We start from the raw sequence: 11,061 nt of genomic DNA, 5'->3' as shown, positions 1-11,061 counted from the left end.
TATCTAAAGTTGTACTACTAGACATAAAACCACTTGATGATGATTTTTTCTCTATATATGATGAATCATTCACCGCTAATATATCTATCTTTTTAGCTTTTATATTTAAGTTGTTTGCAGCATTTAGGTTTGAGCCTTTTACTATTGTATTGCCGCTGGAGTTTATATTTAGATTTTGAGCATTTATATTAGATGCTAAGTGAGTCGTAGATTTTTCTTTGATGTAGTTATCAGAATCACCAATAAACAGGTCATTCTTACTTGCTGAAGATAATATTTCTACTTGATTAGCTTTTATATCAATATTATTAGCTTTTAAATTACTTCCTTTAATATTAACTTGATTGGCATTTAGATTTAAACTACCTGTTGCAATTATATTTCCTGCTTTTCCTATAAGGGTTGCATCGTTTTTAAACTTGCTTCCCGCATAAGATACAGCCTTGCTATATCTCTCATTTATAACATCACCATCTGTTGATTTTATATCTATATTTTTAGCTTTTATATCGGCACTTATGTTTTTTATATCATTTGTTGCTTGTAGTTTTATATCTTCATTTGCTTCTAATAGACCACCATTATTTTGGATAGTATCTGCTGCATTGATATTTAAATCTTTTTTAGCACTTAATGCTCCAGCATTATCTAAATTAATAACATTTAAGTATATGTTATTTCCTGCTTTCATATTTCCACTGTTTGTAAAAGAAGCAACTTTTAGACTAATATCATCTCCCGCTACTATTTGAGAACCTCGAAGTTTGTAATTATTAATATTTGCAATGTAAACAACAGGAACTAGTACTTTTGTTCCTTCTACTTCTTTTTCTTCCATCCATACTATATCTTGTGTAAGAGCATTTATCTGCTCTTTACTTAGAGAAATACCAGCACTAAGATCAAGAGACTTACTAGCAGCTATAGCATTGTCCATAAGATGCTTATACTGCTCATTATCATTTTTTATATCTTTGTTTAAAAACCTTTTTCCTGTCTGTTTAAGTATGCTGTCACGAATAATGGTATTTTCATAAAGAGCATCTCCTAGTCTTTTAGTAGTTGCTTCAGCATCATAGTCTATAAATTTCATCATATAATCACTACTGATGAAGTTTGAAAATAATGCAAACTCTGGATTTGTTTCAATAAGATATTTAGAATTTGGCTCTTTCGTTTTTACAAATAATCCATAATCTCCTTCTGGAATTATAATATTTTCTTCATCAATAGAGGTTGTATTGTCTTTAGTAGATGTATCTTCAGACTTATTTGTTGGAGCAGATATAGAATCATTTTCTTTAACATTTCCATTTTTAACTTTAGCAATATCACCTGTTATACTTCCTCCGGCAGTAACATTTGCAAGGATGAGAGGAGTATCATTGTTAGTAATATTATGAGTACCATAATTATAATCTCCGTACGTATTAATAACACGTTTAATCAAAACTCCATTTTTATATAGATATCCACTATGTCCTTTATTTACTGTATCACCATTAAGGTTCCCGGTATGATATAAGGTTAAAGTAATATCCCCACTATAATTACTTGTTCTATTAATAAATTCATTACTTATATTCAAATTCATATCATTTGCACTTGAGATATTACTCATTTCGTTATATACATTATCAGCATTAATATTAAGATTATGTCCAGCTAAAATTGATGAAGCTTTATAGTTAGGGTTATCATAAGGTAACTTTTCATTTACAACAACACCAAAAGTAGCAAAGTGATAGCTAAATGGTTCTTTAGCTAAATCAACATGAAGCCTAAAGCCGTAATCATCAACATATGGAAAAAAAGTATCATTATAATTTGTGCCTACAACTCTTACTAAATTATTAGCACCATACGACGTTTTACCGTATCGTATATCTTCATCAAAATATACTGAATCTGAAATCGTTCTAGATGTAAAAAAAACATCATCATCTATAGCTTTAACTCTTTTATTGAAAAGTTCTTTTGCATGTATATTAATATCTCCTTGATAACTTTCTATATTTGCAGATATATTTTCAATAAGTTCTGTTTTATTATTCGCATCATCACTTGCCATTGTTAAATTATTTATTGCGAATATATTTGCATTTTCATTATTTTGTAAAGTATTTTGTGTGTAAAGGTTCATGTCATTAGCACTAAAGATAGTTTTGTTATTTGTAAGATTATTTGATGTTATTGCTAAGGTATTTCCACTATTAAAGTACCCACTATTTACTATGTCAGTTGCACTAATATTTAAGTTATTCTCTCCACTTATTCTTGAATTATTTGTAATATTTGTTGTTGCAGTTATGCTACTCGTTCCGCTTCCACCTGCTATAGTTGCATCATTTGTAAGTGAACCAGATGATATAGTTAATTCATTTGATGAGGAAATTATTTTTTTATTTATAAGATTTCCGTTTGTACTTAAAGTCAAACTACCATTTGCCAATATATCAGAATCATTAGTTATATAATCTCTTGCATTAATATTAAGATTTCCTCCAGAACCTATTGAAGAAGTAGATATGTTATTTAATTCATTTACTTTTAAAGTAAAATCACTTTTAGCATAAAGCTTTGAATTATCGATACTTATATCATCTACATCTATAGATAGACTTTCTATAGCTTGTACAATACCATTATTGTTATTTAAAGTAGTACCTTCAATAGTAATATTTTTTGATACTATTAATTCACTATTATTTAACTTTGTAGAGTTTATAGTTAAGTTATTTCCACTATGAACTAGTGCATTATTAGTAACATTCTCTGCCTTTATGTTAATATCTGAACCAGCTGATATAGTATCTTTAACTTCTATATCTGAGCTCTTTGCATCTATACTAATATCTGTTTTTGCTTTTACACTTTGTAGTTTAATATTTCCATCATTCGTAATAGTTATCTCACCAGTAGATGCTAGTACTTCTGGAGGTAGGTTTACACCTAATCCTTTGTCTGTTCCGACTAAAGAGATTCTGTTTGCGTACATTCCACCAAGAGCAGATGCATCTAGCAGTAGAGCTACTTCATTACTATTTGTAGAAGATGTTATTTGTTTAGTATTAGCATCTATACTATTTTTACCTAGTTTTATATCCAAGTTTTTTGCGTGTATATCAGCATTTAGTTGTAGAAAGTGTGCATATATAGAAGTACTGTCTGGACCCATAGAGTCTAGTCCATCACCTTCGATGCTTATATCTCCACCAAGGATATTAAAAGAGTCTAGATTACCGCCATTTATGATAGGTACACCTGTAGTTAATGTTACATTTGACGTGTTTATAAAGCCTGCTCCATTTACACTAAGTCCATTTGGATTTGCAATGATTAAATCTGCTCTTTGTCCAGCTACTTCTGTGTAACCATTTAACTGAGATCTTGAGGTACTTGTTACTTCATTTAAAATTACTTTAGCATTTGAAGTTAAGTTTTTATTACCAAATATATATCCACCCAGTTGAGTATTTACGGTAGTATCTTTAGAGTTATTTAGGATTAGACCTTGCTTATCTACATTGTAATTATTAAATTTATTATGAGAGAGTCCTGTAGCATTAGGATTTGCTATATTTACAACAGGAACATCATTTCTTGCTTTTTCTATTGTGGTGTTAGTAGTACCATCTGTTTGAAGGTTAGCCGCATGAAGTGGCATAAATGTAAGAGTGTATGATAATAGTATTGTCAGTGATTGTTTTATATGTTTCATGTTTTCTCCTAAAATTTTACGTTTAAGTTGTATCGGAATAGCGTTTCTATCTCTGAATTTTCAACTTTTGTTAAAGCTCTGCTTAGTGTAAAGTCTGTACTTACTTTTCTAGACTCTGTTTTAAATCCAACTGCCGAACCAAAGAGATCACCACAGGCAAGTCTATTTTTTTCTTGACAACTTACATGTCCATAGTCGAGACCAACAAATGGTGAGATTGTTTCTACATAAGTAGGGTTAAGATCTGGATAAAATGTTTTAATAAGATCATTTTTCAAATACCCACCAGTATCTCCATAGTAAGAAGACTCGTAGCCTCTTACTGTGTAGTAACTACCAACTCTTAATTTGTTGTTGTCATAAAGAAGGTCTTCTGAGTACTGAATATGAAGATTTGAATTTAGTTGGTAAGTTTTATCTGGGAGATAATAGTATAGATACTCACTAAGAGTATGTTTTGTGAACTGTAGTTTTTCTTCTGTATCACCAGTAAAATAGCTATCGTTTCTAGCACCAAACCAGTCCATCCCCCTATGAAAACTATATGTACTTATTAACTGTCCCCACTCTTTAACATAAGTATGTGATATATCTATTTGAGCCAAAGTAGTCGAATAGCTAGAAACATCTATTAGCGCATCTGAAAAATAGTTTTTTGTATTTTTATGTTGAAGAGATAAAGCTAGTTTTATCTTATTAGCTTTATCTCTAAATAAGATCTTACTAACTTTTAGAGTCGAACCAATTGTTGTTCCTTCAGATATATATGTATCATTTAAACCTAAAACTCTTTGCTTATACAAAAAATCAAACCATATATATTCGATTAAGTAGCTTCCTATGGGAAAAGAGTAGTTTAATTCCTTACCAGATGAACTTTGATAGTCTTCTTGGATACTACTACCATTATTTCTAAAGGTTAAAATATCATTTATTTTTAAGGGATTATCTAAAGATACTACAGCTGTTAGATATAGACTATCATCATATATATTTTTCTCTCCTGTTGCACCAATATCTAGGTGCAAAGGAAATGTTTCTTTAGTCTTAATTTCCACTATGCTAGAACCATGTTTAGTTCCTGCTTTGATCTCAAACTTAGCATCTGTAGATGGAACTCTGTTCATCATTTCCAATGATGTTTCTAAGTCTCTTAAGTTTAGTGGATTATCTTTTTGCAGAACAAATGCAGTTTTAATCTTATCGTTTGTTTTACTAGTATTAGCATCTATAATATCTTCTACTATGCCTTTTGAGACAGATATATCAACTTGTCCATCTAAAATACTCTGTTCTTTTAGATATGGCTTTGTGGTTATGTATCCACTGTCTATATAGTATTTTGAAAGAGAGTTTATAATGCTTTTAAATGTAGCAGCCTCCAAACATTGACCATAGTATTTTTCAAACAACTTATCTTTAGTTTTAGCATCTAGTATTTCACTATCATCTACATCTATCTGTTTTAGTTTTATACAATCTTTTGCTTGAAGATTTAAAGTAAGCACAAGCATTAAAATCGTTAAAAACTGTTTTATAACAATTTTCATATATTTTAACCATTATTAATTTTTAAATTATTATAACTCAACTATCTTCACTTAACTTTAATATTAATAAACATTAATTATGAAAATATTAACACAACAAAATAGTAAAAAAGTTTCTTTTTAAATATTGGAAGTAGAATGTGCGGGGAGATGTAATATGTAAACTCCCATCTAAAATGATGGGAATATAAGACTAATTATTAAAGAATATAATCAACAACCTTAGATTCAAGTGTAACTTCTTTTATAAGCGCTACAACTTTTAGATGTTCTGGGTGAACTGCGTAAGCTTGTAAGTCTTCTTTATCCCAAAAAGTGCTGTAAAGTGAAAGGTCAAATGCTCTCTCTGATTTGTTAAAGTCAACTCCGACTTCCATTGATTTTAGAGCTGGGATTAAGTCTACTAAAGCGTTAAGTCTTTTTGTTACTTCTTCTATATTTGCCTCTTTATTTTCGTCTTTGAACTTGAACATAACTATATGTACTATCATTTTTATACCTTTTTTAGTGCAATTCTAGCATAATACGAAGATGAAACGAACTTTAAAAGAACTCTATGGAGTCGGTATACTATTTTTCTACTTTTTAAAGTGGCCATACTTTTTTGGTTATCCATATCTGTACATGAATGGACTAGACAACAACTTCATACTTGATGGACTTTGGTTTTATTGTCTGTTTTTAATATTAAAAGATGTATACACTATGATTAAAAATAAAAAAATCAATAGATGCGAGATTAAATAACTCTCAAAAGATTTATCTTTTGTAGCTTTAGAGGGTTGTAGGGACTAAAAGTACATGCCATTGTAATGGGCTTAGCTCATTATAGTGATTTAAACTAATATCCCTTTCCAGAAAAACTCAGCTATCATAACTATCAAAAATATTCCCACAAGATTTAAAACTATTCCGTATCTGATCATACTCTTAACGTCAACTACGCCACTACTCATAGCTATGGCATTTGGAGGAGTTGCTATTGGTAGCATAAAGGCATAGCTGGCACATAGAGTTGCTACCATCATAAATAGAGTCGTGTTTATTCCTGTCTGCTGGGCCACTGAGTAGATAACAGGAAGCATGATAGATATAAGGGCCGTATTTGATGTAATCTCTGTTGTGAAGGTTATAAGCATCGCAACTGCAAAGAGTAAGATAATAGGACTTAACTCTGTCATAACTATAAGATAAGATGCAACCTCAGATGCGAGACCCGTTTCACTAAAAGCTTTTGCAATAGAAAAACCAGCACCAAATAAGAACATGATTCTATAAGGTATCTTTGCCTTATCTTCCATCCACTCCAATATATTAAACGGAGGCATAAACAGTAGTAGTCCGGCAGCTAGTAAGATACCCGCTTCGCTAAGACCCAAGCCTCCCCAAAATGGTTTCATAGGAGCATTTAAAAGCAGTAAAAAAACAAGTCCTCCGGTAATGTATAGAACTTTTTTTTGAGCTGTATTTAGTGGTACTTTTTCTCCATCTCTATTGATAGGAGTATTTGGAACTCCTAGACTCAGAATCATACTTACTACTATAAACATTAAAAATGCAAGTGGAGCGACCATCCAGACCCATTGGAAAAATGGAATAGTCTCCATACCTTTATCTGACATGATTCCAAGTAAAATAAGATTTGGCGGAGTTCCGATAGGAGTCATAATCCCACCGACACTTGCACCGTAAGCTATTGCAAGTGCAAATCTGAGTTTTAGCTTTACATCATCAGTAATAAACAGAGCAATAGACATAAGAAGAAGTGTTGTTGTGGTATTTGATAGAATCGAACTAAGAAGTCCGGATGTTATAGCTAAAGAAAAGATCATCCCTCTTGGAGTGTTTGGAAACAGCCCAAGCATCTTGTCCGCTATCCATGTATGAAGATTACTTTTCTCAACTGCAATAGCAAGCATAAAACCACCTAAAAACAAAAATATAATAGGATGTGAGTAGTTTACAGCCGTAGCCTTTGTGTCTAAAATAGAGAAAGCCGGAAAGAGCACGATAGGGAGTAGAGATACAACGGCAAGAGGCAGACCTTCATTTGTCCAAAGTGCAACTAAAAAAGCTATGAGTCCTAAAAGCGAAGCCTGAGTCGGGTTAAATAAAAAAAGTGATATTGCAAATACAAAGATGCCAATAAGTACACCAATTCCTATTTTTTGAAACTGCTCTTTGTGTTCGCTCATATATACCTACTTTAATTAATCTATGAACTATTATACATAATGATTTGATTAAAGTCAAAGCTAATAAAATAATATTGAATTATAATATCTATAAATAATTTTTATAAGGATTAGATTATGCGAAACTTATTAGCTATACCATTCATTATGGTAGCTTCTCTACTTGTTCAAGCATCTGATATAGAGAGTTTAGCTGAAAATAAATGTGGTAGTTGTCACCTTATTGGAGAGATAACAAAAGAAAAACTAAATAGAATGGCAGCACCGCCATCATGGGCACTAGCTAAGAAAGTTAAAGTAGCTTACCCAAACAGGTTAGATGGAATTAATTTTATAATCAACTACACACTTGAGCCGTCTGAAGACAAAATGCTTTTTCCAAAAGAGACTAAAGAGCGTTTTGGTGTGATGCCATCACAAAAAGGCGCTCTTACAGATAAAGAACTTCAAGCTATAGCTGAGTATATTTTAGATAAATAATCAGCTTGATAGAAAGTCTTTGAGACTTACATGAGGGTCTTTACCCTCTAGCATCTCATAAACTTCTCTTGCTATTGGAAGATAGAGATCTTTGTTCTTTGCTATTTTGTGAAGTGCGTATGTAGTACCGATTCCTTCTGCAACTTCCCCTAACTCTTCTAGTATCTCTTCTTGACTTTTTCCTGCCGCTATACCAAGTCCTACACGAAAGTTTCTACTCATAGTCGATGAAGCAGTTAAAAATAAATCTCCTGCTCCACTTAGTCCTACAAAGCTCTCTTCTTTAGCACCATAAACATAACCAAATCTCTGCATCTCAACTAATCCTCGAGAGATAAGTGAAGCAGCGGCATTTTTACCAAGACCAAGACCTTCACATATTCCTGCAGCTATTGCAATTACATTTTTATATGCTCCTGCAACTTCAGCACCCATAACATCTGTGGACGTATATGTTTTTATAAAAGGTGGAAAAAATGTAGCAAACTTAGCACTAAGCTCTTCGTTGTGTGAGTTTATTACTAGTGCAGTAGGAAGTGATTTTTGAACTTCTGTAGCAAACGATGGACCTGAGAGAAATGCTATGTTTTCATCAGGGACATAAGGCTTATAAATATCATTTAAAAATCTACCTGTAGATGCTTCTATTCCTTTTGCAGCAACTAAGATTTTTTGGTTATTAAATACAAAGTTTTCTTTTAACCATGATGACACTTGCTGAGCTGGAATTGCAATAACCAGATACTCCAGTTTCAATATCTCTTCTAAAGATATAAAATTCTCAACATCTCTAGGTGTTCTAGAGGTTATATAAACTTCATTCTCCTGCCCTAATGCAAAAGCCAAGGCAGAGCCCCATTTTCCAGCTCCAATTACACCTATTTTAGTCACATCTGCTCCCTATTAACTTTTCAAATTCTTTTATATCATGCTCATAACCAACCACAACAAAAATATCACCACTTTTTATAATGTGATGTTTTGCTTTTGAAGAGTAAATAAACTCTCTACTCATATCTTCATGAACAACTGATATGACAATGATCCCATGCTTAGAACTCCATTCAATATCTGCAGGGTATTTTCCATCAAATACTGTGTGGTCTTCTATTTTTATCTGAGCTATTTGCAAAGCACTTTTCTCATATAAGATATCATGCAATACTTCTGTAACTATCGGTTTTTCAAGCATCTCAACAATAACGTTTGCTGTTGTTTGAGTAGTTGGAAGAACTCTGGTTGCACCAGCTAAAGTAAGTTTATCTGCACTCTCTTTATCTTGTGCCAAGGCTACAATAGTCAAGTTTTTAAAAGCATCACGTAGCGAAATAGTTAAAAATATATTTTCAGCCATATCTTCAAGAACACAAAAGGCGACACAATCATTGATATCAACCCTACTATTTAAGTTATCCCAATTATCGCCTAAATCAAAACTATCTTCACCATCTTGACCTAGTTTAAGAATGTGTACTTTTTTATATTCTGATGCTATGTTTTTTTCTATCTCAAATGTATAATCATTATATCCGAAGATTAAGGCATTACTTTTCATTATTAGAGCCTTTTTTATGAAGATAAATGCTAAACTCTTTTAAAAACTGAGTATTACCGATTACCAAAAGGTAGTCTCCGACTTCTAGGACTGTACTATCAATCGGATTGAAGAAAAATCTCTTTTTATTTTTCTTATAAATACCCAATAGTATTATTCTATACTTTTTATTTTCTAATTGCCCTACTGTTACAAAGCTCTGTAAAACTCTATCACTTACTAACATTTCTTGTACATCAATACCATTATAGTTTGTACGAAGAGCATGAATAGCTTCAAATGCAACTGGCTGTCCCACAAATTCTTTAGCAATTATTCCAACAAGTTCTTTTTCATAAAAAAGTTCATTTACACCGGCAAAGTTTAATTTATTTCTATTCATCTTATTTATCAAGATAGAAAGAATAAAAACATCTTTATTAAAAGAGCGAACTGTGAGAGCCGTATATACATTTTCTACATCACTATGACTCAAACATAAAATAGCTTTTACCTGTGTGCCAATATCTATACGAAGTTTTTTATAACTATCGATTGAACCGGGATCATAATTTAATGAGACAAAACCATCTTTTTTAGCTGTCTCAGACTTATTAAAATCTTCTTCCATTATTATTACGTTGTTGTTAATGGAAAGCTTTTTAGCCACTTCTTTAGATACATTTTCATATCCACATATGAGATAAAACTCTTTTAACTTTGATATATCATCTATAACTTTGAGGTCTTTAATCTCGTCAAGTTTTTCTGTAAAAGATGTAACTATCAATGATGTTGTGAATGAAAATACACCGATACCAGCAACTATTACAAACATGGCGACAACTCGCCCCTCTTGTGTAACAGGAACAATATCTCCAAAACCTACTGTTGAAATAGTTACTATAGACCAATATACTGCTTCAAACAATGTATCTATAGGAGAACTTGGGTTATTCGCTTCCATGACATAAATGAGTACCGATGAAACAAATATGATTATAGATGCAAAAATAAGCAGTGTAAAGAATTCAAATTTTTTAGCTGCTATAACTGATGTAAATGTTTGTATACTTTTTGCGTATCTAAAGAGCTTAAAGACTCTAAACAGTATAAATATACGAAGCAATCTCAACTGATGGAAGAATGGAATAATAGCTAGTAAATCTATGATAGCTTTGATTGATAAAATATATTTAAATTTGGCAACTGTTATATCTTTTAGAGCTTTTAGAAGTTTAAACTTATCTCCAAGCATAACATCATGTTCGCTCTGATTTATAATAACTTGAGTAACACTACTGCTTATCCAAAGCCTCAGCATATACTCAATAAAAAAGATAATAGATATTATATAGTTGTTAAAAAAGAGAAGGTCGTCATTTACATGTGACTTTACTTCCCTGATAAGGATGACAACACTTGCAAAGATAAGTGTTATCATAAAAATATCGAAGTATTTTTTATATCTATAACTACTATTTTCCAGTAGGTTATAAAAGAAACGTTTTTTTCTTTGATAAGCTTCTGACGTATTTATAAAATATGCAATATCTACAATCATACGCTTAAACAAAAGTC

At 31.5% G+C, this 11,061-nt stretch carries 9 protein-coding genes; 2 read left to right on the top strand and 7 right to left on the bottom strand.

Translation table 11 applies throughout. The features are described 5' to 3' along the window. From ABZC13_RS10915 to ABZC13_RS10905, 3 genes are all read right to left on the bottom strand, one after another. Window positions 1–3,721: filamentous hemagglutinin N-terminal domain-containing protein (locus tag ABZC13_RS10915; protein WP_373003482.1), on the bottom strand; the 3,721-nt coding region annotated here is incomplete at its 3' end. A gap of 8 nt (window positions 3,722–3,729) precedes the next feature. Beyond that, complete coding sequence (locus tag ABZC13_RS10910) at window positions 3,730–5,271, bottom strand: ShlB/FhaC/HecB family hemolysin secretion/activation protein (RefSeq protein ID WP_373003479.1); 1,542 nt, start codon at window positions 5,269–5,271, stop codon at window positions 3,730–3,732. 200 nt (window positions 5,272–5,471) lie between these two features. Next, window positions 5,472–5,762, bottom strand: coding sequence for a Dabb family protein (locus ABZC13_RS10905; protein WP_373003476.1), 291 nt, complete (start codon window positions 5,760–5,762; stop codon window positions 5,472–5,474). A 40-nt stretch (window positions 5,763–5,802) separates the two neighbouring features. Between ABZC13_RS10905 and ABZC13_RS10900 the strand changes: the two genes are divergently transcribed. Then, window positions 5,803–6,018, top strand: a complete 216-nt coding sequence (locus ABZC13_RS10900) for a hypothetical protein (RefSeq protein WP_373003473.1) — start codon at window positions 5,803–5,805, stop codon at window positions 6,016–6,018. An 89-nt stretch (window positions 6,019–6,107) separates the two neighbouring features. Here ABZC13_RS10900 and ABZC13_RS10895 read toward each other — a convergent pair whose 3' ends face one another. Next, a complete protein-coding gene (locus ABZC13_RS10895) occupies window positions 6,108–7,466 on the bottom strand; it encodes a DASS family sodium-coupled anion symporter (RefSeq protein WP_373003470.1) in 1,359 nt (452 codons plus the stop codon). A gap of 117 nt (window positions 7,467–7,583) precedes the next feature. Here ABZC13_RS10895 and ABZC13_RS10890 point away from each other — a divergent pair, with 117 nt between their 5' ends. Beyond that, on the top strand, window positions 7,584–7,946 hold the full coding sequence (locus ABZC13_RS10890) for a cytochrome c (protein WP_373003466.1): 363 nt from the start codon (window positions 7,584–7,586) through the stop codon (window positions 7,944–7,946). On the opposite strand, the gene ABZC13_RS10885 is transcribed toward ABZC13_RS10890, so the two are convergent. Genes ABZC13_RS10885 through ABZC13_RS10875 form a run of 3 tightly spaced genes read right to left on the bottom strand, consistent with a single transcriptional unit; the run spans window position 7,947 to window position 11,056 of the window. Beyond that, a complete protein-coding gene (locus ABZC13_RS10885; RefSeq protein WP_373003463.1) occupies window positions 7,947–8,837 on the bottom strand; it encodes an NAD(P)H-dependent glycerol-3-phosphate dehydrogenase in 891 nt (296 codons plus the stop codon). Next, on the bottom strand, window positions 8,830–9,501 hold the full coding sequence (locus ABZC13_RS10880) for a TrkA C-terminal domain-containing protein (protein ID WP_373003460.1): 672 nt from the start codon (window positions 9,499–9,501) through the stop codon (window positions 8,830–8,832). Before ABZC13_RS10880 ends, ABZC13_RS10885 begins: the two co-directional genes overlap by 8 nt. Next, complete coding sequence (locus ABZC13_RS10875; protein WP_373003457.1) at window positions 9,491–11,056, bottom strand: ion transporter; 1,566 nt, start codon at window positions 11,054–11,056, stop codon at window positions 9,491–9,493. The genes ABZC13_RS10880 and ABZC13_RS10875 overlap by 11 nt, the downstream gene beginning before the upstream one ends. Window positions 11,057–11,061: the final 5 nt, after the last annotated feature.

The sequence above is a fragment of the Sulfurimonas sp. genome, from assembly GCF_041563035.1.
In the GTDB taxonomy this organism is placed as follows: domain Bacteria; phylum Campylobacterota; class Campylobacteria; order Campylobacterales; family Sulfurimonadaceae; genus Sulfurimonas.
This window is presented reverse-complemented; position numbering and strand designations above follow the sequence as displayed.

Bases quoted from the DNA above. Each gene is read 5' to 3' on its own strand.
- ABZC13_RS10910 (WP_373003479.1), bottom strand. From the start codon at position 5,271: ATGAAAATTGTTATAAAACAGTTTTTAACGATTTTAATGCTTGTGCTT.
- ABZC13_RS10905 (WP_373003476.1), bottom strand. From the start codon at position 5,762: ATGATAGTACATATAGTTATGTTCAAGTTCAAAGACGAAAATAAAGAG.
- ABZC13_RS10900 (WP_373003473.1), top strand. From the start codon at position 5,803: ATGAAACGAACTTTAAAAGAACTCTATGGAGTCGGTATACTATTTTTC.
- ABZC13_RS10895 (WP_373003470.1), bottom strand. From the start codon at position 7,466: ATGAGCGAACACAAAGAGCAGTTTCAAAAAATAGGAATTGGTGTACTT.
- ABZC13_RS10890 (WP_373003466.1), top strand. From the start codon at position 7,584: ATGCGAAACTTATTAGCTATACCATTCATTATGGTAGCTTCTCTACTT.
- ABZC13_RS10880 (WP_373003460.1), bottom strand. From the start codon at position 9,501: ATGAAAAGTAATGCCTTAATCTTCGGATATAATGATTATACATTTGAG.